The 25,733-nt window shown below is 68.2% G+C and carries 25 protein-coding genes, 1 tRNA gene, 1 pseudogene and 1 riboswitch; of the genes and pseudogenes, 13 read left to right on the top strand and 14 right to left on the bottom strand.

What is annotated here, in order from left to right; genetic code table 11:
* Nucleotides 1-231 precede the first annotated feature (231 nt).
* From STRNI_RS29010 to STRNI_RS29020, 3 genes are all read right to left on the bottom strand, one after another.
* Complete coding sequence (locus STRNI_RS29010; RefSeq protein ID WP_018088022.1) at nt 232-933, bottom strand: FadR/GntR family transcriptional regulator; 702 nt, start codon at nt 931-933, stop codon at nt 232-234.
* A gap of 225 nt (nt 934-1,158) precedes the next feature.
* Nucleotides 1,159-1,887, bottom strand: coding sequence for a DUF4383 domain-containing protein (locus tag STRNI_RS29015; RefSeq protein WP_159488380.1), 729 nt, complete (start codon nt 1,885-1,887; stop codon nt 1,159-1,161).
* Nucleotides 1,888-2,075: 188 nt separating this feature from the next.
* Nucleotides 2,076-3,467 carry a coiled-coil domain-containing protein gene (locus STRNI_RS29020; RefSeq protein WP_338149783.1) on the bottom strand — a complete coding sequence of 464 codons (1,392 nt, stop codon included), beginning with the start codon at nt 3,465-3,467 and terminating at the stop codon, nt 2,076-2,078.
* A 142-nt stretch (nt 3,468-3,609) separates the two neighbouring features.
* Between STRNI_RS29020 and STRNI_RS29025 the strand changes: the two genes are divergently transcribed.
* A tRNA-Val gene (locus STRNI_RS29025) sits at nt 3,610-3,684 on the top strand.
* 68 nt (nt 3,685-3,752) lie between these two features.
* Here the strand turns inward: STRNI_RS29025 and STRNI_RS29030 are convergent.
* Both STRNI_RS29030 and STRNI_RS29035 read right to left on the bottom strand, forming a co-directional pair.
* Nucleotides 3,753-4,046 (bottom strand): annotated as a pseudogene (locus STRNI_RS29030) (tyrosine-type recombinase/integrase); the annotation flags it as partial.
* Between the two features lie 368 nt (nt 4,047-4,414).
* Nucleotides 4,415-5,233: a nuclease-related domain-containing protein gene (locus STRNI_RS29035; protein WP_277412296.1), complete on the bottom strand. Its 819-nt coding sequence runs from the start codon at nt 5,231-5,233 to the stop codon at nt 4,415-4,417.
* 134 nt (nt 5,234-5,367) lie between these two features.
* Between STRNI_RS29035 and STRNI_RS29040 the strand changes: the two genes are divergently transcribed.
* Complete coding sequence (locus STRNI_RS29040; protein ID WP_277412297.1) at nt 5,368-5,946, top strand: hypothetical protein; 579 nt, start codon at nt 5,368-5,370, stop codon at nt 5,944-5,946.
* Nucleotides 5,947-6,154: 208 nt separating this feature from the next.
* On the opposite strand, the gene STRNI_RS29045 is transcribed toward STRNI_RS29040, so the two are convergent.
* Nucleotides 6,155-6,607 carry a hypothetical protein gene (locus STRNI_RS29045; RefSeq protein ID WP_277412298.1) on the bottom strand — a complete coding sequence of 151 codons (453 nt, stop codon included), beginning with the start codon at nt 6,605-6,607 and terminating at the stop codon, nt 6,155-6,157.
* Between the two features lie 415 nt (nt 6,608-7,022).
* On the opposite strand from STRNI_RS29045, the gene STRNI_RS29050 reads away from it, so the two are divergent.
* Complete coding sequence (locus STRNI_RS29050) at nt 7,023-7,286, top strand: hypothetical protein (RefSeq protein ID WP_018088018.1); 264 nt, start codon at nt 7,023-7,025, stop codon at nt 7,284-7,286.
* A gap of 60 nt (nt 7,287-7,346) precedes the next feature.
* Nucleotides 7,347-7,511 carry a hypothetical protein gene (locus tag STRNI_RS29055; RefSeq protein WP_161299289.1) on the top strand — a complete coding sequence of 55 codons (165 nt, stop codon included), beginning with the start codon at nt 7,347-7,349 and terminating at the stop codon, nt 7,509-7,511.
* A gap of 381 nt (nt 7,512-7,892) precedes the next feature.
* On the opposite strand, the gene STRNI_RS29060 is transcribed toward STRNI_RS29055, so the two are convergent.
* The 3 genes from STRNI_RS29060 to STRNI_RS29070 all read right to left on the bottom strand — a co-directional run bounded on the left by STRNI_RS29060 (nt 7,893) and on the right by STRNI_RS29070 (nt 10,884).
* Nucleotides 7,893-9,311, bottom strand: coding sequence for a DUF3592 domain-containing protein (locus STRNI_RS29060; protein ID WP_277412299.1), 1,419 nt, complete (start codon nt 9,309-9,311; stop codon nt 7,893-7,895).
* A 152-nt stretch (nt 9,312-9,463) separates the two neighbouring features.
* Complete coding sequence (locus tag STRNI_RS29065) at nt 9,464-10,558, bottom strand: WXG100 family type VII secretion target (RefSeq protein WP_018088015.1); 1,095 nt, start codon at nt 10,556-10,558, stop codon at nt 9,464-9,466.
* Nucleotides 10,558-10,884: a WXG100 family type VII secretion target gene (locus STRNI_RS29070; protein ID WP_018088014.1), complete on the bottom strand. Its 327-nt coding sequence runs from the start codon at nt 10,882-10,884 to the stop codon at nt 10,558-10,560. Before STRNI_RS29070 ends, STRNI_RS29065 begins: the two co-directional genes overlap by 1 nt.
* 578 nt (nt 10,885-11,462) lie before the next feature.
* Here STRNI_RS29070 and STRNI_RS29075 point away from each other — a divergent pair.
* Both STRNI_RS29075 and STRNI_RS29080 read left to right on the top strand, forming a co-directional pair.
* On the top strand, nt 11,463-12,494 hold the full coding sequence (locus tag STRNI_RS29075; RefSeq protein WP_277413337.1) for a DUF1152 domain-containing protein: 1,032 nt from the start codon (nt 11,463-11,465) through the stop codon (nt 12,492-12,494).
* Nucleotides 12,495-12,589: 95 nt separating this feature from the next.
* Complete coding sequence (locus tag STRNI_RS29080) at nt 12,590-13,381, top strand: restriction endonuclease (protein WP_277412300.1); 792 nt, start codon at nt 12,590-12,592, stop codon at nt 13,379-13,381.
* A 41-nt stretch (nt 13,382-13,422) separates the two neighbouring features.
* On the opposite strand, the gene STRNI_RS29085 is transcribed toward STRNI_RS29080, so the two are convergent.
* Nucleotides 13,423-14,346: a hypothetical protein gene (locus tag STRNI_RS29085; RefSeq protein WP_277412301.1), complete on the bottom strand. Its 924-nt coding sequence runs from the start codon at nt 14,344-14,346 to the stop codon at nt 13,423-13,425.
* Nucleotides 14,347-14,682: 336 nt separating this feature from the next.
* Nucleotides 14,683-15,582 carry a LysR family transcriptional regulator gene (locus STRNI_RS29090; RefSeq protein WP_277412302.1) on the bottom strand — a complete coding sequence of 300 codons (900 nt, stop codon included), beginning with the start codon at nt 15,580-15,582 and terminating at the stop codon, nt 14,683-14,685.
* A gap of 242 nt (nt 15,583-15,824) precedes the next feature.
* Here STRNI_RS29090 and STRNI_RS29095 point away from each other — a divergent pair, with 242 nt between their 5' ends.
* The 7 genes from STRNI_RS29095 to STRNI_RS29125 all read left to right on the top strand — a co-directional run bounded on the left by STRNI_RS29095 (nt 15,825) and on the right by STRNI_RS29125 (nt 22,713).
* A complete protein-coding gene (locus STRNI_RS29095; protein WP_338149784.1) occupies nt 15,825-16,274 on the top strand; it encodes an ATP-binding protein in 450 nt (149 codons plus the stop codon).
* Nucleotides 16,275-16,464: 190 nt separating this feature from the next.
* Complete coding sequence (locus tag STRNI_RS29100; RefSeq protein WP_229838212.1) at nt 16,465-17,769, top strand: MFS transporter; 1,305 nt, start codon at nt 16,465-16,467, stop codon at nt 17,767-17,769.
* A gap of 87 nt (nt 17,770-17,856) precedes the next feature.
* Entirely contained in the window at nt 17,857-19,227 is a 1,371-nt protein-coding gene (locus tag STRNI_RS29105) for a M20/M25/M40 family metallo-hydrolase (RefSeq protein ID WP_159488389.1), read from the top strand.
* A 48-nt stretch (nt 19,228-19,275) separates the two neighbouring features.
* Nucleotides 19,276-20,502: a CaiB/BaiF CoA transferase family protein gene (locus STRNI_RS29110; protein WP_159488390.1), complete on the top strand. Its 1,227-nt coding sequence runs from the start codon at nt 19,276-19,278 to the stop codon at nt 20,500-20,502.
* Nucleotides 20,499-21,296, top strand: coding sequence for an enoyl-CoA hydratase/isomerase family protein (locus STRNI_RS29115; protein WP_159488391.1), 798 nt, complete (start codon nt 20,499-20,501; stop codon nt 21,294-21,296). The genes STRNI_RS29110 and STRNI_RS29115 overlap by 4 nt, the downstream gene beginning before the upstream one ends.
* A 184-nt stretch (nt 21,297-21,480) precedes the next feature.
* Entirely contained in the window at nt 21,481-22,032 is a 552-nt protein-coding gene (locus STRNI_RS29120) for a DoxX family protein (protein ID WP_277412303.1), read from the top strand.
* Between the two features lie 180 nt (nt 22,033-22,212).
* Nucleotides 22,213-22,713 carry a VOC family protein gene (locus tag STRNI_RS29125; protein ID WP_018088003.1) on the top strand — a complete coding sequence of 167 codons (501 nt, stop codon included), beginning with the start codon at nt 22,213-22,215 and terminating at the stop codon, nt 22,711-22,713.
* 24 nt (nt 22,714-22,737) lie between these two features.
* Here the strand turns inward: STRNI_RS29125 and nicT are convergent, their stop codons facing one another.
* From nicT to STRNI_RS29140, 3 genes are all read right to left on the bottom strand, one after another.
* On the bottom strand, nt 22,738-23,874 hold the full coding sequence (gene nicT, locus STRNI_RS29130) for a Nickel transporter NicT (RefSeq protein ID WP_159489457.1): 1,137 nt from the start codon (nt 23,872-23,874) through the stop codon (nt 22,738-22,740).
* 31 nt (nt 23,875-23,905) lie between these two features.
* Nucleotides 23,906-24,153, bottom strand: a riboswitch (cobalamin riboswitch).
* 87 nt (nt 24,154-24,240) lie between these two features.
* Nucleotides 24,241-25,089 (bottom strand): alpha/beta fold hydrolase, encoded by an 849-nt coding sequence (locus STRNI_RS29135; RefSeq protein WP_277412304.1) that lies wholly within the window; start codon nt 25,087-25,089, stop codon nt 24,241-24,243.
* The gene (locus STRNI_RS29140) at nt 25,086-25,733 is read right to left on the bottom strand and encodes a MarR family winged helix-turn-helix transcriptional regulator (RefSeq protein ID WP_159488394.1); all 648 of its coding nucleotides are present in this window, start codon (nt 25,731-25,733) and stop codon (nt 25,086-25,088) included. The genes STRNI_RS29135 and STRNI_RS29140 overlap by 4 nt, the downstream gene beginning before the upstream one ends.

The raw sequence follows: 25,733 nt of genomic DNA on the forward strand, positions 1-25,733 counted from the left end.
AATGCGGGCGTACGGTCAACGCGCTCCGGTCGGCCCGTGCCGCCCATCGGCCCCGGCCCTCCGCGCGCCGGGCCTGTGCGCGAGGTCCTGCCCACCCACGTCACCGCGTTAACCGACGCCGCTCCCGGCACGCAGCGCCCTCCGTCCCCGCCCACTGCGCCGCGCTGCATCCGTCCCCTACTACGGATACGCCCGGGATACTCCCGCTGCTACGGATGCTCTTCGCGCCTACTACGGATGCTCCCGCGCGGACACATCAAGCAGTTCGAGCATCGCCATATAGGCCCCGTCGACGTCCCGGTTCCGTACGGCCTCGACGACCGCGGCATGCAGGGCATGGGGCTGCTCGAACGCGCCGTCCGCGGCGAGCACCTCCCGGTCGCGCTGGACGAGCACCGGCACGATCACCCGGTGCATCTGCGCGTAGAAGCGATTGTTCGACGCGATCAGCATGGCCGTGTGGAAGGACGCGTCGGCGCGTACGAGCAGCACTGGGTCGTTGCCGGCAGCCGCCATCGCACTCAACGCGGCATCCAGGGCCGCCAGATCCTCGTCGGTACGGCGCTCCGCGGCGAGCCCGGCGGCCGCGGGCTCGATGGAACGCCGCAGTTCGAGCACATCGGCGAAGAAGTCGGACGAGACACCGGCCGCCAGTTTCCACCGCAGGACGTCCGTGTCCAGGAGGTTCCAGTCCTCCCGTGGGCGGACGAACGTGCCACGCTTCTTGTCGGTCCCGAGGAGGCCCTTGGTGGTCAGCACCTTGATCGACTCCCGCAGCACGGTCTGGCTCACGTCCAGCTCCGCCAGCACCTCCGGCATCACGAGGCTGTCGCCCTCACCGTAGGTGCCTTTGAAGATCCGCTTGGCGAGCGCTTCGACCGCCCCATGGTGCGCCCCGTGCCCTGAGGAGGCGGCATGCCCCGAACGGCTCATCGTGCTGCTCCCTGCTCCCTGCTCCCCGTGCCGCGCTGCCCCCCACGCCTTCCCCTCCCGCCCCCTCACCTGTCCCCGCCACCACCAGCCCCGTGGCAACTCCGACCCTGGCGGAGATCACGGAAACCACCGACCCGCTCGCCCCACGCCACCCCACCCAGCCATCAGGGCGTACCGAGCACCCCAATCCCACCTCGGTACGCCCTGACGTCTCCTCGCCCCGGCTCAGGGCTTCTTGCGGTCGCCACCGGTGCGGGTGCCGCTGTCGAGGGCGGTGGTGCGCCTTCTGCTCCCGCTGGTGCCGGCGCCGAACGAACCGCGCCCGGCATGCGGGGCGCCCTGCATCTTGATCCGCGCCGCCTGCCGTGCGGCCGTCATGCCGGAGACGGGACGCAGCTGTCCGCGGTCGAACTGTTCCGCCTCCTCCGGGTGCCGGGCGCGCCAGTACGGATTGTCATGGGGGAGGCCACCGCTGACCCGCCCGTACATCCCGAAGACCAGCAGCATCAGCCCGACCACGAAGCTGAACAGGACGTTCTGAATCTGGAAGGCGAGGAAGTTCGCGCCGGTGTCCAGCAGCGCCAGGTTCACGAATCCGCTCAGGAGGAAGAGGGCGCCGAGCACGATGTTGAGGGTCGAGGCGAAGTTCCCGCCGATCACCATGCCGACGAAGAGGATCGCTCCGACGACGATCGAGAGCACGCTCAGGGAGCCATTGGTGTTCAGCCCGGCCACGGTGTCGCCGCCGGTGTCGAAGTAGCCGATGTGGTGGGTCAGTCCGAGGATGCCGAAGGCGATCAGTACCAGGCCCATCAGCCCGGCGCCGATGCGGTAGACCTTGCTGAGTCGATGGTCCACGGGCAGATGCTCATCGAGCCGTGTGCCGTGCCTCTTCGCCCGGTGGAGCGGGTTCGCGGGCCCGTGCAGGGTCTGGCCAGTAGCCCCAGTAGCCATGTCCGGCCTCCTTCGCGCAGGTGCCGACTGGGCCGTACTTCTCTCCAGGATCAGCCCAGGTGGCATTTCACGCCATCGCGCCCGGCGGCCGGGGAGGAAGGCGCCGCCCGCACCGCCCGCAGGATTCCGGCCGGGACCGGGCCGCACACCGGCCCGGCAGGATCACACCCCGAGGACGCCCCGGAGCCTCAGCCGCTGGCCCCGGTCCCGGCCCCGCCCCTGGCCTCCCGGATCTCCTGTACCACCCGGGCCGCCGTCTCCCGCACCGCCTCGGTCTCCATCAGGAAGTGCCACCAGTCCGGATGGCGCCCCTCCAGGCCCGCGACCGCACGGTCCAGCCGCGCCACCGCATCGTCCAGCGGGCCGGCGTGCCGCGGATCGGGGGTGCTGCGGCCGGTCATCGCCAGTCGCTGCGCGTCCCGTACGGCGAAGCGGGTCCGCTCGACCTCCTTCTGCCGGTCGAACGACACCGCATCGAGCCGCTGCAGCCGGTCGCCGGCCGCTGACACCGCCTCGTCGGTGGTGTCCAGCAGCGCCCGTACGGTCGCCAGCCGGCTCGTGGCATCCGCCCAGCGCTGCTCGTCACGCGCCTGCTGCGCCTCCCGCAGTTTGACCTCGGCCTGCTGGACGGACTGCGTGGCCTGCTCCGGCACCTGCTGCAGGTCCTGCCAGCACGCCGCGCTGTAGCGCCGCCGCAGCTCGCTGAGGACCGGGTCGACGTTCCCCGCACGCGTCGTGATCGCCTGCGCCCGGGTCCGCAGCGACACCAGCCGCTTGTCGATCTCCGCGGCCTTGCCCGGCAGCCGCTCGGCCTCGGTCCGTACGCCCTCGGCCTGGCGCACCACGTCGTCGGCCCGCCGGATCGTCTCCGGTACGCCGTGCTGCCCGGCGCCCTGGTTGAGCTTGGTCAGTTCCGGCGCGAGCGCCGCCAGCCGGGCCGCAAGATCATCGGCCTGCAGGCCCTGAGCACGGACCGCGTCCAGCGCATGGCTCGCCGCCAGCAGCGCCTGCCGCGCCCGCTCCACGGCCGGGGCCAGCCGCGCCAGCTGCGTCTCTGCGGACTGCAGCAGCGGCCCCAGCCCCTGCGCGAACCGGTCCAGCTCACCCTTGACGCGGTCCAGCTCCTGCTTGGCACGCGTCAGATCGGCCCGCGCCCGCGCCATCGCGCCGCCGTCGAGGTCGTCACGGTCAAGATCGTGGGAGTCGACCGCGGTGATGTACCCCTGACTCACCTCGTCGATCCGCCGGCCGAAGCCCTCGTACTCCTCTGCCGCCTTCCGCGCGGACGGCGAGGTGTCGACGGCGGTGATCGTCTCTATGGAGATCCGCAGATCCCGGTGCGCGGTGTCCAGCTCGTAGAACGCCGCCGCCGCGGCATCCTTCGCGGCCTGCGCATCGGCCCGCTGGCCTTCCCCCCGCCCGAACCAGCGACGGGTCCCCCCGCCCGCGAATGACAACGGCGCCAACGCCACCAGCAACGGCAACGGCAGCAACATGAGCGCCACCACGTCCCGGACCGGGCCCCCACGGGCGCGACGGCGTTCTCGCTGCTCATGCGGCTGAGTGTCTGTCGCCGTCACTTACCTCTCCCGATCGGATCGCCCCAGGACCGAATGTCATTCTCCCACTCACCGGAAACGAACACATCGGCCGGTAAGTTCGCACTTCGAGCACTGGTTTGCAGTGCAGCCCCAGAGGCAAGGTAGTCTGTCGGCTCGGCCAGGGCGCATAGCTCAGCGGTAGAGCGCTGCTCTTACAAAGCAGATGTCACAGGTTCGAATCCTGTTGTGCCCACCAGTCAAAAGACCCCCTACTGATCTTGGTAGGGGGTCTTTGACGTCTGGAATTGACGTCAACGGCAGCGGTCAGCCGGCAGTGGGCCGCCGCTTCAGAAGCCGGTCCATGTGATTCACAGCCTCACGCTGCGTGTCCTGCACGACCACGACGTGCGTGTACGTGTTCATCGTGATGGCGATCCGGCTGTGTGGTCCCAAGACCTCCATCACCACTCGGGGAGCGACGCCGGCCGTGGTGAGCAGCGCGGTGCAGCCATGCCGGGCGTCATGCAGGCGGATCGCAGGAAGGTCTGCGTTCTTGGCGACGCGGGTGAATGACCGGGACAGATTCCGAGGAGAGAATCGGTTTCCCTGGCGGAAGGCCGCCCGCCGCGATCTGGTCTCGCAGGTCGTTCGCGATCTGCACGAACACTCAGCTGAGCGATCGGATCACCTCTACTTGATTGCACAAGCGGGTGATGGGATGACTACGTCGCACACCGCACCCTCCCGTCACGGTCACTCGAAGAACCAGCCGGACATCGTGTTACCCGGATCGCCATCTTCCGTGGCGAAGGTGACGGGAACGAGATGTGGCGTACCGGAGGCGCTGGCCGTGTCCGGCAGAGCAACGCGAAACCAAGAACCTTTGCCATGCGTCTTCAGGGCCCAGATTCATGACGTGACCGTACCCGCAGGGCCTCGTCGATGCTGAATGACAGATGCCCGCGGACGTCACTGGAGAGCACCATTCATGCTCCAACCCAGGTACGTCGATCCCGAGCTGCTGTGTAGATCAGCTCGACTTCTTCAGGCTTGAGCGCTCCCCTCAGTGGGCCGAGGGCCGCGACCTCCCTACCGCGGATGACACGAACGTCTTGCAGTGTCGGCACCACGTCAACCTGTTTCGCGCCCACGAAGACGAGAGCCGGCTGAACCTCGACAGCGAAACCGCATCTACGCGAGATTGCCCTGCCGGCGCGTAGCGCCTCGTGCCGAGCTTTCCGGACGTAGGGGCGAGCCTGGCCGTGGTTCACCTTCACCACGTCATCCCCCACCCAAATGCTGGCGTCACGATGGTGCTTGGTGTTGATGCAAAACACCCCACCGGGGCCGATGAGCAGGTGGTCAATATCGACCTCCCGTGGTAGCGGGATGGAGTGCAGGACCTGCCAACCGGCCCTGGCGAGGCGCGCGAGCTCTCGGCCGATGAGGCGTTCTCCCTCCAAGCCTTTCCGCCAGGAGTCAGCTTCGGTCTTCCTGCGCAGCAAACGCGCCACGATCCAGGCGAAGCGGCTGGGTGACACCTCCCTGAGCTTCTGACGGAGCGCTTCCCCAGGCGGATTGAGCGCGAGATCGTCAGCTGCAGCCATCGGTGACGGAGCAGGCTTCTCAGCGGCCGGAAGGTAACTGGCCAGCTTCTGCTGGGTCGCAGCCTCATGCTCTGGCTGAAGGACCGTCACTATGCCCGATTTACGGTCCAGCCAGGCGACAGTCGCACCGTCCGGCAAGCCTACGTAGACACGATCATGTCCGTATCGCTTCCACTCAGAGACGTGTAAGTCACTCAAGCTCTACCCCCAAGATGTCGGGCACTGTCGACACCATGAGAGCAGCCGCGCGTGGCCTGAGGAAGTCGCGCCGACTTCCTGCGAAGCATGGCTAGGAGGTTCCTGCACTCTCCTCTTGGCGGCACGCTGACTGCATGGACACTGTTCTTGTCTCCGTCGTGAGCGTCTTGGGAACCGTCGCTGGTGCAGGGCTCACAGCCTTTATTGCGGCCCGCTCCGAGCGTCGCCGGCAAGCTGCCCAGGACACCGCAGAGCAGCGGACGCGAATACACGAGTTACGCGCAGAGCATCAGAGGTGGCGTCGAGAGCGCCGCCACGGCACCTATCTGGCCTTCCTGGAAGCCCTGAGCGCGGCGGACCGAGCTAACCAAGAGCACTTTCACCGTATGCGCGCTACACCCCCGGGAGAAGTGTTTGACGGCCAGCGTCTGGCGGAGATCCGGCAGCTGTTCAAGGCAGCGGAGACAGTAGGGCACGCGGTCCTGCTGGAAGGACCTGATGACGTTGCTGAGGCTGCACTTGGGCTCATCCTCCGGCTTTCCTCCCTGGTTCGGGATGTCCGCGATTACGCTCTAGCGCACGCTGCCTCGAACGACTGCCTTGACGAACATGGTGCCGTATGCCACGAGAACGGCATGGCTTTCATCGCCGAGCACAAGGTGTTCCTCGGCATCGCACGGGCAACGCTGGATGAGGTGATCGAAGTCGATTGAGACCGGAAGGCCGAGCGTTGATGCCTCGTCTTCCAGTGCTCTGAGGCTATGAGCCGAGACGCTGAGCAGCTCGACCATGTCCTCTGAGAGACCGAACCCGTGAACGCGCGGGTCAGTCAGAGTGTCCGTCAGAGTCCCGAGTAGATCCGCCAACTCCGGGCGGAGCTCTACCGGGCGACGTGATCATGAAGGCTCCCGCTGTGTGGCCTCAGCCATTGATCTCGTCGTTGCTCTTGAGGAGCAGGTCGAGTTTGCACTTGGCATCGGCATGCTTCGGCCTGCTGCGTTCGAGCCCGTCGTACTCGTCGGTGACCGGGACGGGCCGGGTCTCACCGGCGCCTACGCCGCCCACGGTAAAGCTCACCGTGCCGATGTCACCACCGGTTTCGTCCCTGAACTTCACCGCGCCGTGGTAGTCCGCGCGGCTCCGGGAGTTGCCGTTGTGCACGCGCAGCTTGGCCTCCAGGGTGCCGAATGCGACGTCGAAGTGGCAGCTGGTGATGGTGATGTCCGACTCGGGTTCGGTGACCGTCCCGGAAGTCGGCAAGCCTTTGGGGGCGGCGATCGGAGGCTTCGGGAGGAGGGCGCAGCCGCCGGCGCCGGTCAAGGCGACGACCACCAGCCCGCAAACGGCTGCGGCACGAACATGACGACGGTTCACGTTGCTCCCCCGAAGTGACCGGCCATATCGGGCCGAAGTGTGTACGCCCGGATGGTGTCCAGCGTGTGACCAGCCGTGCGCTCGCGGTGTTGTTGACAGGCGCCCGTCAGGCTAACAAGCGGGGTGTCGATCCCGAATTCCGGTCCGACGGGCGGTTGTTCACTGGTGGCTGTCAGGGGATAGCGGGACGGAGCCGGGTGCCGGGGGAGCGCGGGCGTGCACGACGGGCCGTCGGAGTGAAACGAGTGCGCAGACCTCAGAAATCTCGCTGTCGGTAGTTCGCAACGAGGGGCATGGACTTGACCTCAGAGGGGGCTTCAGGACTCACGTGATTCTCTACAAGGTCGTGCCCGTAGGCGGTAGTTGATGATTTAATCGTACATCTCGGAGGATCCGGACTCCCGTAGGGGGCTGCATGGCCACACACAAGATCCTGACGGTGACGCTTGAGTTCGAGATGGGCGACAAGAGGATCCACGCCCCACGCATCAAGGCGGCCTACGAAGCGGCTGTCAACGCAGCTATGGAAGCGGCTAAGGGGGAGCTGCTGGACGGCAGCGTCAGCGCTGTCCGGAGCCGCATGACTTGGGATTACCGCTGGGCTGAAACCTCCGCCCAGTACGCGGACGTGGACGTTGAGTGGGAGGAAGAGTCGCAAGTAGGGGAGCCGGTCCAGTAGATGGGCCGCCTCCGGGCTGTCTGAGGCCGCTCCCGGGGGGCGGCCGTGAGGGAGGGGTTCGTGCAGGACTGGGACGACGATGCTGAGTACCACGCGGCGGTTGGCCGTTCGTGGCTCATGGTGGTCATCGCGGTGATGTGCGTTCTGATCCTGGTCGGCGTCACGCTCGTTGGCGTGCTCGGTGTTCTCGGCGTCTCTGAGGTGTTGTCGATCGTCTCCGGCTGACATCTGCGACTGACATCAACGGCGGCGAACGGCGGAGGGCCTGAGCGGCTCGGGGTGGTGCCGGTGCGTTACGGCGCGGGGCCTCGACAGTCAGCCGGGTGAACCTGCAAAGCAGATGTCACAGGTTCGAAGCCCGTTGGGCCCACTCCTTGCGCAGAACGACAATGGTCCAGGTCATCCGGTATGGATTCGGATAGCTGGGTCTTGATCGTTCATTTCCGGGATGAGGCCGGGCAGGGGAAGTGCCGCTTAGGTGCCGGCCAGACGCTGGTGGATCAGCGAGGCCACGCCCCGCGGTACCTGGCCATAGGAAAGCTGCCGACCGGGCGGGAAGCTCGGTCGGCAGCCCCTTGTGTTTGTTTCCTTGTGCTGTGTGCCCGTCTACCGTGCTGTTGCAGAGGAGGGCGGGTCCTTTTCGTCTGAGGCGTTGGGTTCTGTCGCCCGCCAGGCTGTGGACAGAGTCTCTGCCGCGACCGCGCCGAGCACGCACAGCACGCCACCGGCCGCTGCCCACCAACGTCCGGCGCCCAACGAGTTCGTGGCCAGCAGCCCTGCCAGGACAAGGGCGAGGGCTGCGGCGGTCATTGCGCCGCGCCCGACGCGCAGCGGCCAGCCGGCGCGTGGGTCCCAGGCTCGTGCCTCCCGCTGGGCGTCGACCGGAGCGCCGGTCCCGCCGGGAATCGCGGTTTCGTTGTTCTCGGCGAGCCGCTCGGCCTCCGTGAGGACCATCTGGCCGTGCAGGGCCCAGCCGGAATCGCCGACCAGTACGGCAGGCGTCAGCTGCTGAGCGGCCTTCTGCCGCGCGCGCCAGCACAGCCACAGCGGTTCCGCGCCCAGCTGCTCGGCGTATCCGTCGGTGGCGTCGTCCAGGACGAAGTGCACCTCCCCGCCGTCCGTCGTGATCACCAGTTGATCGAGCTTTGTCGACGTTCTCTTACGGCCGGACTGCTCAGTGCCCGTGCCCGCGCCTGTGTCCGTGGCCGGAGCGAGCTGGGAGATGCCGTCTCCTGTGCAGCGTCCGCGTACCGCCCGGTCGTGTTTCGTCCAGCGCGTGAGCGTTCGGAACCCACCGGAGTGCAGGATTTGCAGGCCGCCCAAGAAGCCGGCGCCCAGGAGCCAGATGAGGAGCAGGGCCGTCCTCGCTCCCGGGGTGAGCGGGGCTCCGTCCAGTGAGGCACGCAGCGGCCCCGGCTTTCCCTGGACGGCGCCCAGGCCGGGCTTCGACGGTGCGTACAGGACCGTCACCTCGGAGCCGGGACGCAGTGGTTCCGGCGTATTCGTGGACACCGTGGCCGGGACGCTGCGGCCGGTCCTCGCCTCGGGGAGGGCGACCACGGAGGTGGCGGTGTAAAAGTCATGTCCACGGCTCGGGTTGTGCCGCTCGCTGTTCCGTACGCTCGTCACCCGTACGTCCTGGATGACTCCGCCCGCCGCGACGATCCCATCGACCGGAGCCGGCCGTTCGGCATCCCCTGCCGCCAGTGCCACGAACCCCAGGAAAGCGGTCGTGCAGCAGAACACGGCAGCGGCGCCCCGCAGTTGTGCGGGCCACCGGGCGGGGAGCCGTGCGGGGAGGGCGGGCGGACCGGAGGTGTGTGGTGTATTGCCGGGCACCGGCCGCAGCTCGGCAAAGGTGTCCGCGCCGCTCCGGTGTCCGGTGCCACGCTGCCGTAGTGCCACCGTGGCCAGACAGCCGAGTACCACGGCCAGGCTTGCCACGATGCTCCACTGCCGCGCCTGCTCATCGGCGCAGAACATCCAGATCGCCGGTACGGCCACGAGCGCCGGGGATCCCACCACGGCAATCACCGCGGCCATCCGGCGGGTTGCCCGCCCCGCGCGCACCGCCCCTTCTCCCGACGCCCCTTCTCCCGACGGTCCTTCTCCCGATCGCCCTTCCACCGACGGTCCTTCCTCCGGCAGGCCTTCTTGCGCCGCCCGTTCGTTCACCGTCATCCGAAGACATCCTCGATCCGGTCCGTACCGGACGTTCCCAGGCTGTCCGTGCGCTTCTTGGCGGCGGCCTGGGCTTCATCGGAGGACCCGGAGACGTTTTCGACGCCGTCCTTGGCGTCGTTCCCCGCCGGACCGCCGAAAACGGGTACGGCCGAATTCATGGCGACATCCTGCGCGAGATCGCGTCCGGCATGGGTCGGCCGGATATCGAAGGCGCGCTGGAAGCTGACTCCTTCGGCGGCTCCACCGCCGGCGGCCGCGCCGGTTACGGCAGTGATCGCAGAGGAGGCCGGATCGAATTCTTTGTCTTTGTCGAAGGCTGCATCCAGGGCATCACCGGTGACGCCGCCCACGGCGCCCCCCGCGGCGCCGGTCACGAACGTTTTGCCCACGCGGTTTCCCATCAGGTTTTCCGCGACCTTACCGGCGCCGGTTCCCAAGGTGGCGCCGCCGAGTCCACCCAGGGCGTTCGTCCTCCACTCGGGGCCCTTGCCGCTCAGAACGCTGGTCGCCACACCGCCTGCCGTGCCTCCGGCCCAGTTGGCGAGAGCGTCGAGGACGATCTTCCCTTTTCGGCCCGCGTAGAGAGTACGGAAGACCGAGGCCACTCGCTGGAGCAGTACGCCCAAACGACCGGCGGCCGCAACGGCCCTCGATGCCAGCTGCGCGACACGGGCGGCGCCGGCTGCCGTGGAGAGGCCGAAGCTGAAGAGGGACGTCGCGGCGGACACGGCTACCGAAATGCCGATTTCCGCATAGATGCCATGGATCTCATCATTGATCTCTTCGATGCTCTTCGCGGCTTCATCCAGCCCCTTTGCGCACTCCTCGAACTCGCCGGTCGTGTCGTCGATCGCCGATTTGAGCTGCTTCCAGTGGTTCTGGAATGCCTCGGCCGCCGGGCCGCGCCAGGTCTCCCCGACGGTTCCCTTCACCTCCCGGTCGAGCTTGGAGAACATCTCCTCCGCTTCGCTCGCCAGCGACCGCCAGCCCGCAGCCGCCGCTCTCAGGACATCGGGCCTGCCACCGGGGTTGATCGCCTCGATGCCGACCTCGAAGACCTTTTCGGCCACCGACTCGTCGTCACTCATCAGTTGCCCCCCTTGTGGCCGAAGAGCGCCGAGACGTTGTCATCGTTGGTCTCGGTGTTGCGTGTGACCTGCTGGAGTGCGGCGCCGATTTCATCCAGATGGCGATGGACCTTCTCCATCGCCGTGCTCACGTCTTTTGAATAGTCAACGTAGGAAGAGGTGATCTCCTCGGATTCGGTGAGTACGCCGAATCCGTCGCCGATTGCTTCCTCCCCGGTTTTCTGGGAGAAGCTTTTCAAATGGCTCTGCAGGTCATAGGCATGCGTTTCGAAACTTTTTGCCAGCTTCCGTAGTGCGGCGGAGTCGACAAATACCTCGTCGGACACGCTAGCCTCGCGCTTCGTTGATGAAATCTCCGGTCGGTCAGTTTTCTGACCTATAACTGGAGTAAGGGTAGGGGCAGGGCCCAGGCGTCGCAAGGCTGGAAGCGTTCGCGGAATCGAATGCTTCGCATTATGTGGAAGGTTCGATGTCTGGGTGAATTGTCGGCTTGGTCTGCCGTGTCGGTCGGTCGTCATGTGTTGCTGGATGTTGATCATGCGGCGTTTTCTTTTCCGCTGGTCATCGATCGCGCGCGAAGGTTAGTGCCTTATGGATGCCCCGTGTATGCCCCATGGACTTCAGTCGCATCCGATGTCCCGGATGCGGTGCAGGCGGCCAAATCCCCTTATCTCGTTGGTGGATGGCGCGTAGATGCTGGTCGAAAAGGCGCTGAGGTGAGCGCGGTTATCTCGCCGGAGCATTTGCCGGACAGCTGAGGGGTGGGGTCGGTGACGGTTGGCCGGTCATTCGCAGGTCGTCGCGTCGCCGGTCCCGGCGGGCCGGTGCGGCAGCCCGTACGCTGACAGATGTGACGCGCGTGATCGTGGCAGCAGGGGGCGGCGGCGATGCTGTCGCCGCCGCGATGCTGGATGCCGCCCTCTACGGGGGCGAGACCCCGGCGACGGTTCTCACCTACGCGTGGGACCGTCTCTTGATCGATCCCGTTCCGGGCCCCCGAGGGCCGGCCAATTTCACGGGCCTCCGCCCCCTCACCCGAAGCGTCCGGACCGTCCCCGCCGACGCAGCGCCGATTGCTCCCGCCGGCTCGACGCTGCCCAGGCTGGCCGCAGAGCTCCGGCAGACCTTCGCGCTCATCGACCCGCACCACGGCGCCGAGGGCATGGTGCGCCAACTCGAAGAGCTCGTCCAGTACTTGGAACCGGACTCCGTCGACCTCCTGGATGTGGGCGGCGACATCCTCGCCCAAGGTGACGAACCCACCCTCCGCAGTCCTCTCGCCGATGCCCTCACCCTCGCGGCGTGCTGCGAACTCAACTTCCCCGTACGGCTCCTGGTCGCCGGCCCCGGCCTCGACGGCGAACTCCCCGCCGACGCCCTGCACGGCCGCCTGGGCCCCGTCGCCCTGACCCTCACCGCCGAGCACGTCACGCCCATCAGCTCGGTACTGGAGTGGCACCCCTCCGAGGCGACGGCCATGCTCGCCGCCACCGCGCGGGGCGCCCGTGGTCTGTGCGAAGTACGGGATGCCGGCCTGCCGGTCCCGCTCACCGACGAAGGCCCCACCGTGCACGAGGCCGACCTCGACGAAGCCCTCGACCGCAACCAGCTCGCCCGCGCCATCCTCGCCACGGAGAACCTGCATCAGGTCGAGCAGCACAGCCGCGAGATCTGCGGCTTCTCCGAAATCGACGACGAACGCAACAAGGCCGGTGCGTTCGGCGGCCGGCCCGCCCGGAAGCTCGACCCGGAAGCCGTACTCCGGCAACTCGACGAGTTCGAGACCGACGCCCGGGCCCGCGGAATCACCCACACCACGTTCCGCCGCCTCACCGAGGCATGTGGCCTCGGCGTCAACCAGCGCCAGGACCTCAGAGCACTGCTGCTCAGCAGCCGGCCGGAGCAGTACCAGGCGCCGCTCTGGCGCATCTCGTAGGCGTGGAACCTTGCCCTGCGGAGGGGGCCCGGTAGGGCGATGACTGACGACGAAGATCCAGATGGTAGCGGGACACAAAGGTGGGGGAACGGAACATGGGGCGTCGGCCGGAATTTGCGTACCGCAAGGCCATGGGCTGGAAAATTGCCCTGATTGTCGTGGGATCTCTCGGCCTGCCGGTGGTGAACAACTGGGCCGGTGGGCTGCCAATAGCCTCCGCGGATCCGGGGAACGGATTCATGCGCATTCAGGATGTATCCGCTTCGCTGGCTCTGGGCCTCATGCTGGCGTTCCCCGTCGAGCTCTTCACTCAGGCCTCCTATCGGCGCCAGATAAGGCGTCACAGGGAAGAGATTCAGCGGCTTGAGGAAGAGAACCGGAAGATGAATGTGCAGATGCTCCGCGAAAAGGAGAGGAGGGGAGCGGAGTGGCTTGCTGAGCTCGAGTCCAGTCGGGCCGCAAGGAAAGGAAAGTACAGTCCGTCCATCAAGGAAATCGACAGTGCGTCTCCGGCAGAGTTCGAAATGACTGTCCGGAGGCTGATGGAACGGGACGGCCTCAAGGCCGAGGTCATCGGTGGCCGAGGTGACCAGGCGGTCGATGTGCTGGCCGTCAACGCCGCTGGTCAGGCGATTGCCGTGCAGTGCAAGCACACCACCCGCGGCCGCAAGGTCGACTCTCGGGTGCTCTATCAGATCAACGGAACTGCCGGCGCGGTCTATGAAGCCGGCGAATCCATGGTCGTCACCAACGGGTCCTTTACGCGGGACGCCGCCGAGTGGGGGGCCAGACACGGCATCCTTTTGATCGACCGCGACACCCTCATCAAGTGGGCGGAAGATGCTGACCATGTGTATCAGCTCGTTGATCTCGCGCTTCCGGTGTGAATGGTTCAGCGGGATGTGAGCCGTCAAAAGCGCCTGATCGGCTATGCCCCGGTCGGGCAGCCCTTGGGAAGGGCGGGGAAGGGAGTGACCCGCGGGGCGGAAGTGCCCTTGGGGCGGCGGTCGAGGAGCTTGGGGTGACCGGTGCGGGTGTCGGTCATTTTCAGTCCCCACTCGGTGTTTTCCGGGTGGTTGAAGTTGATGCTGGTGATGACCGTTCCGTTCTTGTCCTTGAGGATTGCCTGCGGGCCGTTGGGTCCGGAGGCCGGGACGGGGCGGTTGGTGAGCTCCACCGTCATGCCCTTGGTGGGGAGGAGGGAGTTGATGGTGCTGGTGACGGTGCACCGGTCGGGATCGGCCGGCCCCACATAGGAGGCGATGCCGCCGTCGATGTCCAGCACGACCCACAGTCCGCCGATCCGGGTGACCCCGTACGGCGCGTCGCCGGCGGGGGCTTCCACGGAGCCGAGCACGTGCCCGCCGAGTGACAAGGTGGCCTTGTGGCGCTGGGGGCCGAGTCGGCTCACCTTGGCGACCGTTTCGCCGTCGGCGAGCTTCTCCGTGTGCGGCCCGCCGCCCTGAGAGGTTCGCTGGATCCAGGAGACGACGTTGCCGTTGTTGTCCAGTGCGGTGATCATCCCGTTGAGGTTGCCCGCGGCGTAGGGCCTGGCCGGGCCGGCCTCGATGGAGCCGAACGAGGAGCCGTTGGTGAAGCCTTCCATGCGGAAGTGGTGCTCACCGAGTTTGTAGATCTTTCCGAGGGAGACGCCGTCGGCGAGCTTCACCGTACGGACATACTGGCCGCCCCCGTCGGGGTGGGCCGCGGGTCTGGTGCCGGACGCCGCAGTGTGCGGCGCTCCGGTGGCGGCAACGGCTCCGGCGGCGGGGGCAAGCGCCGCGAGGGCGGCCACCGCGGCGGTCGCGGCTAAGCGGAAGCTGTTACGGCGAGACGGTAACTGCATCAACATGCATGGCTCCAAGGCTCTTTGCGTCAAACGGAAGGTGCCGGTGACAACGCGGACTGCCTCCGCCGGATATGCGGGCCGAGAGTCTGCGCGTTTGTCAGGAGAAGGAGGCTAAGAACCTTTTGTGCTTACTCCTTGCCGGTCCCGTAACGGAGAGCCTGCGGGAGGGTTTCGAATTGCCCTCAAGTGGAGGGAGTTGGACCGTTTTGGCGTGCGATGAAGCCTCTCGGTGCGGGGTGCGGGGTGCGGGGTGCGGGGCGCGGGGCGCGGGGCGCGGCGGCAATGAGGGGGTGAGGGGCTGGTGGTGGAGGAGAGGCCTACGCGGCTCGGTCGCTGTCGTCACACCTCCGTTTCGCCGAGTTGATGGATGAGGTGGTCGGCGAACTCGTTCACCACCGCGGGGAGCCGGCGGCCGGCCATGGCCTGGATCTGGATGGTGCGGAGGTGCATTTCCGGGTTGAGGATGGTGATGGATTTCAGGCCTTCGACGCGTAGGCGTTCATGGACGCTGATGTGGCCGGTCAGGGAGACGGCGTTGGCCTCTTTGACGAAGGCCGACAGGGCGCTGGAGCTGGAGCTGACCAGCAGGGGTTCGAAGGCGATGCCCTCGATCGAGCAGCAGAGGTCGAAGAGGCGCCGGTTCGTCGTGCCTTCCTCGGTGAGTGCGACCGGATAGGGGAGGAGGTCGTGCAGGTGGATCTCATCGCGCTGGGCGAGGGGGTGGTCGGATCGGACCAGGGCCTGGATCGGGGCCCGCTGGGCGTGTATGACGCGGACGTCCGGAGCGGGCGCGAGGCTGAAGGTGACGGCCAGGTCGACCGAGCCGTCCTGGACCATTTGTGTGGCCAAGGAAGGGGTGACCACGGGGAGTTGGAAGGTGGTGCCCGGATGGTCCCTGCGGAAGGAGGCCATGGTGGCCGGGAGGAATTCCTGTGCGGCGCCCTGTGAACTCGCCACCCGGACAATGGTCCCCAGTCGGCCGCGGCCGCGGATTTCCGCGAGCACCTGATCGGTTTCCAGTGCGGCGCGGCGCGCATAAGCGGCCAGGAGGGTGCCGGCCTCACTCGGCACCATTCCCCGCGGGCGGCGCTCGAACAGCGCCACACCGATTTCCTGCTCGAGTTTCCCGATCTGCCGGCTGATGGCCGAGCCTGCGACCAGCAGTCGCCTGGACGCCTCGTTGACCGAGCCGGTGCGGACAACTTCGAGGAAGTACTCAAGAGCCGGACTGTTCAGCATGCCTTCAGCGTATGGCGGCATTGTCTTCCGGGCAACGATTTGTTCTATAAATTGCGATTGCGTGAATGGTCGGGCCGTGCCTACCTTCGTCATATGCCCTGCGGGCTCACCCGGCCGGGCGGACCGTAAGACGGAACAGCGCCTCTCGCACGGCGAACTCATCGATCAGCGGTCGGCCCGGAGCCCCCTTAGCCGCTCAGGTGTGCATCCTCCCCGCAGGCAGCCGAGGCAGGGGAAAGACGATGAATGCGACAGCCCCCAGTAGTGCATCCTCCGGCTCGTGTGCGATGCCGCGGCGGGACGCGGAATTTCTCTTTCCGCTGCCGCACATTCCGGAGGCCGTAGGCCTGGTGCGCCGACGCGCCCACACCGTACTGACCAGCTGGAATCTGCCTGCCACCACCATCGAGGACGCGGTACTGGTGATCTCGGAACTGGTCACCAACGCGGTCACTCATGCCCTTCCTCCGGCCGTGCTGCAGATGTCGCGGACGACGGCCGAAGAGCCTCGTGCGCTGCGTATCGAGGTCACCGACGCGGGGCCCGCCGTGCCCGTGCCCCGGCCTGCCGACGGCCGGCACCCGGCTGAACACGGCCGTGGAAACGCCATCGTCACGGCCCTGGCCGCCCGGCACGGTACCCGTGTCGAGCCCGGCGCGATCACGCGGTGGGCGGACCTTCCCGCCGTGTGAGGGCGTTCAACCGGTCGTTGCTTTTTGGGCAATCAGGTGTTCTAGAAGTTGCGATTGTGCGAACGCTCCGGTGCCTCTAGCGTCATCGCTCAACGAGTTCACGGAGCCCGTCTCTTCCGCTTCGGACTCGCCCATCGGTGGTGCCACCCTGCGCGACAGTTCGCCTGCTCGACCCGAGGGAGTAACACTCATGACGACCGCTAGAGAGACAGGTCAGATGAATGCCGAGAAGCCCGTCAGAAAGAGCCGAGCACGGAATGCCGTGCTCGCGGCCACGGCCGGGAACACACTTGAGTGGTACGACCTGACCTCGTACGGATTCTTCGCGGTTTCGATCTCCAAGGCATTCTTTCCCTCCGACGATCCGACGGTTTCCCTGATGCTCGCCTTCGGCACGTTCGGGGTCTCGTATCTGGTCAGGCCATTGGGCGCGCTGGTCCTGGGAACGTACGCGGACCGCACCGGACGGAAAGCCGCGCTGCTGCTCACCATTCGGCTCATGATGATCGGCACTTTGCTGATCGCCGTGATGCCCACCTATGAATCCATCGGCATTGCCGCACCGGTACTGATTCTGGTGGCCCGTCTGCTGCAAGGGTTCTCCGCGGGTGGCGAGTTCGGCAGTGCGACGGCATTTCTGGCCGAACAGTCCGCCGACCGGCGGGGATTCATGGCGAGTTGGCAGTTCGCCTCGCAGGGCCTGGCGACATTGATGGCCGCGACATTCGGCACCGTACTGAGTCTGAGCCTCTCCGGAGCGCAGCTGGATTCCTGGGGCTGGCGCATCCCGTTCTTCGTCGGCCTGCTGATCGGCCCGGTGGGCTATCTGATCCGCCGGCACGTCCCGGAGACCAGCGCATTCGTCGAAACAGCCGAAGCGGGAGACGTCGCCACGACCCCCGTCCGGCAAGTGCTGCGGAGCCAGAAGCTGCCGGTGCTCCTCATGGTCGGCGCACTGGTGATGTCCACCGCGGTGACCTACGTGATCGTCTACATGCCGACCTACGCACACGAGGTCCTCGGTCTGCCGTCCTCCGCCGGCTTCATCGGGGCGGCGGTGTCCGGCGTGGCACTGACGACCCTCACGCCCCTGATCGGTCATCTCTCGGACCGCGTCGGCCGCATCAAGGTCATGCTCATTGCCGGGACCGCCATGGTCCTCAGCATCTACCCGCTGTTCCTGCTGCTGTCGGGCAGCCCGTCGCTGCTGGTCATGGGCGTGGTGATGTTCCTTCTCGGCGTCTTGAAGGCCTGCTACTTCGGTGCGCTGCCCGCCTTGATGTCCGAGGCCTTCCCGACGGCGACCCGAGGCACCGGTCTGTCCCTCAGCTACAACATCGGCGTGATGTCCTTCGGCGGCTTCGCGCCCGTGATCATCACCTGGATGATCGCCGCCACCGGCAGCCACCTCTCGCCCAGCTTCTACATCATGGTGGCCGGCGCCCTGAGCATCGCCTCTCTGCTGGCCGCCCGCCGTTTCCTCGCCCTGCGCTGACGCAGCGGCCGCACTCCGCACCGCCCGACGAACCCCCACCTGGCGGGCGTCACGCCCGACAGTACCCAGGAAAGAACGAGGTCAACGATGACGGACGCTGCCACGATCCGCGCCCAACTCCCCGCCACGCCGCGCGAGCTGGTGCAGGGGTGCCAGGACGAACTCATCGCCGGACTGATGGAGTACGTCAGCCATCCCAGTGTGAGCGCGACCGGCGAGGGGTTTCCCGCCGCGACCGATGTCGCCGTCGAAGAGGTCAAGCGGGCCGGTCTGACCCCGTCGGTGCTCGTCGGCAAGGGCCGGCCGCTGGTGGTCGGCCACCGCGCGGGGCCGGCGGGAGCGCCGCACGTCCTGCTCTACGGCCACTACGACGTTCAGCCGACCGGGCCCCGCGAGAGGTGGAACTCCGAACCCTTCACCCCCGTCCTGCGGGACGGGCGGATCTGGGGGCGCGGCACCGGCGACAACAAGGGGCAGCACTATGCGCACCTACAGGCGCTGCGCCTGTTCGACGAGCACATCGGCGCGCTCCCCTGCACGGTCACGGTGCTGCTCGACGGTGAGGAGGAGATCGGCAGCCCCACACTGGCGGACACCCTGCGCGCGCACCGGGAGCTGTTCGACTGCGATCTCGTGGTCTGGAGCGACCGTTCGGTCCATGAGTCCGGTGAATGGTGTGTCTCGCACGGGGTCCGCGGCATGCTCCATCTCCGGCTCACGGCAACCGGTCCGAGCCGCCCGCTGCATTCCGGCAACTTCGGCAATGTCGCGCCCAACCCGGCCTGGCAGCTGGTCCAGGCGCTGGCCAGTCTCAAGGACCCCAGCGGCCGGGTCCTCGTCGAGGGCTTCGACGACGGCCGGGAACCGCTGTCCGACGCCGACCGCGCCGCGTTCGCCGCCCTCCCGCTCGACCTGCAGGAAGTCCTAGGGGACATCGGACTCACCGAGATGGACCCCGCGTTCAACGGGCTGTCCTTCTATGAGCGGCTGGCCGACCGTCCCACGCTCACGATCAACGGGATCACCACGGGGGACGTGGACCGGACCATCATTCCCGACACCGCGGAGGCGGGCGTCGACATCCGGCTGACGGCGGGTCAGGACCCGCAGACCGTCTTCGAGCGGGTGGCCGCACATCTGCGGGCCCATGCCCCCGAGGTGACGGTCACCATGGTCGGTGGCGTACCGGCGTCCCGTACCTCGATCGACAACCCCCATACGCCCAGGGTGGCGCGGGCCATCTCCCGGGTGACCGGGCGTGATCCGCTGCTGATCCCCGCCTATGGCGGCACGCTTCCCGACTGGGTTTTCACCGGGATCCTCGGTGTGCCCAGCATCGGCCTGCCGCTGGCCAACGCCGACCAGGCCAACCACGCGCCCAACGAGAACCTCCGCGTCGACTACTTCCTCGACGCCACCGCCATCTGCATGGAGCTCCTGCTCGAACTGGGCGCCTGACGTCCGGCCGCCCGGCGAAACCCACTGGAACAGAGGCGTGACACCGCAATGCGCACCACACCACACCCCCGGCCCTGGCTCGTTCACGACGGTGCCCTCACCGGTCTGAAGGTCCTCGATCTGTCCCGCATCCTGTCCGGGCCGTTCTGCACCATGGTGCTGGCCGACCTGGGCGCTGATGTGATCAAGGTCGAGGACACCGTCTCCGGCGATGACACCCGCGCCTGGGGTCCCCCCTTCCAGGGCGAGGACGCGGCCTACTTCCACAGCGTCAACCGCAACAAGCGCGGAATCGCGGTCGACCTCAAGGACCCCGACTGCCTGCGCCTGATACAGGAGCTGGCCACCACCGCCGATGTGATCGTGGAGAACTTCCGGCCCGGTACGGCGGCCCGTCTCGGGCTGGGCTACCAGGACGTCCGCGACCACAACCCCGCCGTGGTGTACGCCTCGATCAGCGGGTACGGGCAGACCGGGCCGTACCGGAACGAGCCGGGCTACGACGCGATCGCGCAGGCGGTCAGCGGCGTCATGAGTGTGACGGGCGAACCCACCGGGCCGCCGGTGCGCTTCGGGGTCTCCCCGGCCGATCTGGCCGCCGGAATGTGGGCCGCCATCGGCATCCTCGCCGCCCTCCGCAACCGCGAGCACACCGGCACCGGCGAGTGGGTCGATGTCTCGCTGCTGGACGGCCAGGTGGCCTGGCTGAGTTATGTCGCCGGCGGGTACTTCGCCTCCGGGAGCGTCCCGCAGCGTTACGGGTCGGCCCATCCGACGATCGTGCCCTACCAGGCGTTCCCCACCGCCGACGGTCACCTCATGGTCGCCGCCGGAAACGACGGGCTGTGGCGCCGCTTCGCCACCGCGATCGGGCTCGCCGGGCTCGTCGACGACCCACGGTTCGCGACCAACCCCGACCGGGTCCGCCACCGTGCGGAGCTGCTCCCGCTGATCGAGCGCGCGCTGAGTGCCCGCGGCGCCAAGGAGTGGGCCGTGCTCCTGACCGAGGCGGAGATACCGGTCGGGCCGATCAACACCGTCGACGAGGCGCTGCGGCACCCCCAGGTCGTCGCGCGCGGCATGGTCACCGAACTCCAGCACACCGGCGCCGGCACCCTGCGCACCATTGCCTCGCCCATCAAGCTGTCCGGCCACCCGGCGACCGTGCGCACCCCGCCGCCCCGGCACGGGGAGCACACCGCACCCGTGCTGACCGCCATGGGGGTCGACCCGCGGCAGCTGGCCGAGCTGCGCGCGCGAAAGGCCGCGAAGTGACCGCCGTACCCGCCCCCGACGTCACCATCGCGACGTTCCGGTCCGGCGCGGCCGCCGAGATCCGGATCGGTGACGGCAGCCGGCGCAACGCCCTCCCCGGCGAGGCCTGGGCGCGGCTGGCCCGCCAGGTCAGGGAGCTCGGGGCCTGCCGGTCGCTGCGCGTACTGGTGATCCGGGGGCACGGCGACACCTTCTGCGCCGGCTCCGACATGACCGACTGGGTGGATGCGGACTCCGCATACGTCGAGGAGTCCTTTGCGCACATGGAAGAGGCGTTCTCCGCGATCGAGGACTGCCCCGTCCCGGTGGTCGCCGAGATCCGCGGGGTCGCCGCCGGTGCGGGATGCCAGCTCGCCCTCGCCTGCGACCTGCGGCTGATGGCGGACTCCGCCCGGATCGGGATGCCGATCGCCCGGCTCGGCATCCTCGCCAGTCCCGCGTTCGCCGCACGCATGGTCGCCCTGACCGGACCGTCCGTGGCACGGGAGTTGCTCTACACCGGCCGGTTGGTCGACGCCCGCACGGCGGTGGAGCTCGGACTGGCCGACCACCAGGTGCCCGAGGCGCAGCTCACCGACCGCACCGGCCGGCTCACCGCTGCGGTCGCCGAGCAGCCGCCGGCGGCGATCCACGCCGCCAAGCTGGCGGTCGGCGCCGTGCTGGGACCCCAGCGGCAGGCCACCGCCGTCAATCCCCGGCCGGCGGTGGCGCGGTCGCACTTCGGGCAGGCGATCGCCGCGTTCCTCGGGAAGCAGCCGGCGGCAGTCCCACCGGACCCGCCCCTCGCGCCCTGAGCAGGGATGACATGCGGCGGGTCCGAGGTGATGGCCTCGGACCCGCCGCACGGCCGCCACATGCCCCGCATGCCCTGTTGTTCGCCGTGGGGGTGCTGTGTATCGTCGGAGGGTGACTTGAAGTTTCAAGTAATTGTCCGCGGCCTCGTGGGGCCGCCCCCCGACATGCGAAAGAGCGCTCCTGATGACGTCCCCCCTCGGCACCCTTGCGTCCTCCCGCATCGCCACCCCCATCCGCCCCGCCCCCTCTCTGTACGGCTACGACGCAGGGCTCCTCCTGCTGCGCCTCGCGCTCGGACTGACCATGGCGGCCCACGGCGCACAGAAGCTGTTCGGCTGGTTCGGCGGACCGGGGCTGGACGGGACCGGGCAGTTCTTCACGATGAGCGGCTATCCGGCGGGCAGGACGATGGCCGTCGTCGCCGGCCTCACCGAGACGCTCGGCGGGCTCGGGCTGGCGGCCGGGCTGCTCACGCCGCTGGCCGGTGCGGCGGTCGTCGGCACGATGATCAACGCCCTTGCCGTGAAGTGGGGCGGCGGCTTCTTCGCGCCCAAGGGGGTGGAGTACGAGCTGCTGCTGACCGTCGGTGCGGCGGCCCTGACGCTGACCGGGCCCGGCCGCTGCGCCATCGACCGCTTCCTGCCCGCTCTGCGCGCAGCTCGCCCGGTCCATGGCGTGGCCGCGCTGGTGCTGGGTGTGGTGATGGCCGCCGGGGTGCTGCTGGTCCGGAAGTGACGCCTGGGGTGAGTCCCGGGGGCCTCGCCGTGAATGCACCGGAAGTGCGCCACGGTCCGGACGTCGGCCGGTCGGATACCGGCCGGCCCTGGGCGGCGGCCGGGTGTGCGAGGTAGTAGAGCAGAAGCAGGGGGCGGCGCCACGGTGGTGTCGCGGCCGGGAGATCGGAGAACAGGCTTCATGTCCGTACGACGTCTGAACCACGCGGTGCTCAACGTCCGCGATGTGCCGCGGTCGGTGGCGTTCTACACCGAGGCCCTCGGGCTGACGGTGGATGTCGAGATACCGGGGCGGGCCGCGTTTCTCAGCGCTCCCGGCTCACACAACGATCATGATCTGGGGCTGTTCGCGGTGGCACCGGACGCGCCGGGGCCCGAGGCCGGGCGGGTCGGGCTCTACCACCTGGCCTGGGAGGTCGGCACGCTCGGCGAACTCGTCGCGGCCCGGACGCGGCTCACCGAGCGAGGCGCCCTGGTGGGCTCCAGCGATCACCTCGTCGCCAAGTCGCTGTACGCCAAGGACCCGGACGGCAACGAGTTCGAGGTGATGTGGCGGGTGCCGCGGGAGGACTGGCCGGGCCCGGACCTGCCGGACCGGCTGCTGCCCCTCGATCTGGGGGCGGCGCTGGAGCGCTGGGGCCCGGACCGGGAGACGGGCGCCGCCGCCGGCTCGGCCACCTGAGGGGCCCCGGGCGGCCGGGCTTCCTCAGGTACCGGGCGTGGTCTGCTCCGCCGGCTCCGCTCGCCCGGCCCGCGCCGCCCAGCGCTTCTCGACGCCGGCCAGCCGCCAGTACGCCAGCGCCGCGGCCCACACCACCACGAACAGGCCGACGATGATGAAGCCGACGTTGTCGAGGTCGAGGCCGGAAATCCAGCCGGTCAGCGCGTCGTTGAGGCCGAGCTTGTCGTGCAGCACGGTCACCAGCTCGATGGTGCCGATGAAGAAGGCGACGGCGATCGACAGACCGGTGATGGTGAGGTTGTAGTAGACCTTGCGCACCGGGTTGGAGAACGCCCACTGGTAGGCGAAGTTCATGAAGGTGCCGTCGAGGGTGTCGAACAGGCTCATTCCGGCGGCGAACAGCAGCGGCAGGCACAGGATCGCGTACCAGGGCAGGCCCGCCGCGGCGCCGCTGCCCGCCATCACCATCAGGGTCACCTCCGTCGCGGTGTCGAAGCCGAGCCCGAAGAGGAAGCCGAGCGGGAACATCTGGCCGGGGCGGGAGATGGAGCGGGTGAACCGCCCCAGGAAGCGGTTCATGAAACCGCGCGCATCCAGGCGCTGCTCCAGCTCGGCCTCGTCGTAGCGGCCCTCGCGCATCCCGCGGAAGACCCGCCAGATCCCGGCCAGCGCGACGAGGTTGAGGGCGGCGATGAGGTAGAGGAACGTTCCCGAGACCGTGGTGCCGATGGTGCCCAGGATCTGGTGTGTACGGGACTCGTCGTCGAGCAGTGTGCCGGCGAGCTGGGCGCCGCCGGCCACGAGGGCCGCCATCGCCACGACCACACTGGAGTGGCCGAGGGCGAACCAGAAGCCCACCGAGACCGGGCGCTTGCCGTCGGCCATCAGCTTGCGGGTGGTGTTGTCGATCGCGGCGATGTGGTCGGCGTCGAAGGCGTGCCGCATACCGAGGGTGTACGCGGTGACGCCGAGCCCGACGCCGAACACCTGGCTGCCGACGGAGTAGTGGTGCGGGACCACGAGCAGGAAGAGCACGCCGAAGGCGACGACATGCAGCCCGGCTATGACTGCCATCAGGCCCGCGGTGCGGAGGGTGTCCTGCCGGCGCCAGCGGAACGCGGCCGGGGCAGGGGTGTTCGGGGTATCGGTGGGCAGGGCCATCCGGCGGTCACGCTCCAGCACCTCGTGGATCAGTTCGTGAGATGCCGTGGCCGGTCTCCTGGCTTAGGGGTATCACCCTGCTCCTGTTGAGCTTGGGGAAGGGTGGCCGCGTCCGCCCCCGCCTTCCCGGCCGCGGGCTGCGGTCAGTGGTGCCGCAGGCGCGCCAGGCGCCTGCGGAAGGGGTGGAAACTCCCCGATCACAGTGGCGAGGGCCGCTCCGGGCTGGGACCACAAGGGTCCGTCACCGGATTCCCGAACACCACGGCCCGGCCACTCTAGCCGCTGCCCGGACGGCGCTCGCTGTGCGGGGGTTTCCGCGGTCCGGAGGGAGAGCGGCCCGCGGTGGGTCAGTGGTCCAGGGGCGGGTCAGTAGTCCAGGGAGGAGAGGAAGGCGTGCAGTTCGTGGTCGAAGAGCGGGGTGTTCTCCAGATTGACCATATGGGCCGCACCCGGTATCCGGACTCTTCGGGCGCCCGGAACCGTCAGGGCTATCGCATGGGCGTTGGCGGAGATGTCTCCGCTGTCGAGATCGCCGTCGAACACGACCGTCGGCACCCGGATCTCGCCGAGGCGGCCGGCGGCGCCGACCTCCAGCGGCATACCGGCACCCATACCGTCGGCATGGACCTCCACATTGGCCGCGGCCGAGGCGCGCATCCGTTCGCGGAATCCCGGGTGCACCGCGGACGGCTCGCGATGGGGGCCGTCCACCCACATCCGCAGGAAGTGCTCGACATACCGCTCCGCGCCGTCCGGTGCGCCGATCGCCGCGACCTGCTCCTTGATGTGCGCCAGGATGAAGGGGTCGGTGAAGGCCCGGCCGCTGATGCCGGGCGAGGCGAGCGCGAGGGCCGTCACCCGGTCCGGGTGGGCGAGGGCGGTGTCGAGCGCGACCCGCGCGCCGTGGGAAAGGCCGACGAGGACCGCGCTGGGAACGTCGAGCGCGTCGAGCAGGGCACACAGATCGTCGTGGTTGGCGTAGTCCCCGGTCACGGTGGAGGACAGGCCGTGGCCGCGGGAGTCGTAACGGATCGCGCGCAGGCCGGAGTTGACCAGCCAGATGAACTGCTCGTCCCACATGTGCTGGTCGAGCATGCCGCCGTGCAGCAGCACCACCGCAGGGCCCGAGCCGGCCGTCTCGTAGAACAGCTCGCCCTCGTCGACCGGCACGAGGCCGTTGTCGATCTCGGACCAGGCGGTGATTCTCTGCGTCATGCTCCTGACCGTCCTTTGTGCATGAGAGGGGCTGTGGGTCTGCTGTCGTGGCCTTCAGGGTTGCCGTTGCTCCCGTTACTGCCTTCACTGCCACGACTGTCCCGACTGCCCTGACTGTCGGTTTCCTCCCGTTGAACGCGCGAGCCGTTCGCCAGGTGCCGGAATTCCTCGCCGAGTCGGTCGAGGACGTGCAGCGCGGTGCGGACGTCCTCGGCGGGCAGGTCGGCCAGTCGCTGCCGCAGCTCCGTCGACTCGAACCGCTGGATCCCGCGTATCGCCGCCGTGCCTTCGGTGGTGAGCCGGATCAGGGAGGAGCGGCGGTGTGCGGGATTCGGGGCCGTCACGACCAGGCCCAGCTCCGCGGCGTGGTTCACCCAGCGCTGCACCGGCTGGCGGTCGAGCCCCATCGTGCGCGCCAACTGCGGGACGGTGCGGGGGCCTTCGGTGTGCAGGGCGTCCAGCAGTGCGTGTTCGCCGGCGGTCATGCCCGTGTCGGCCAGCTCGCGTTCCACCGCGCGCACGACCGTGCGGTGCAGTGGCCACAGGCGTCGGATGACGTCGTACAGCAGATCTTCGGTGGCCGTCGGTTCCCCGGCGCCGTCTCCGCCGGCGTGTTCGCCGGCATCCCCCTCGATGACACTCAT

The organism is Streptomyces nigrescens (assembly GCF_027626975.1).
Lineage (GTDB): Bacteria > Actinomycetota > Actinomycetes > Streptomycetales > Streptomycetaceae > Streptomyces > Streptomyces nigrescens.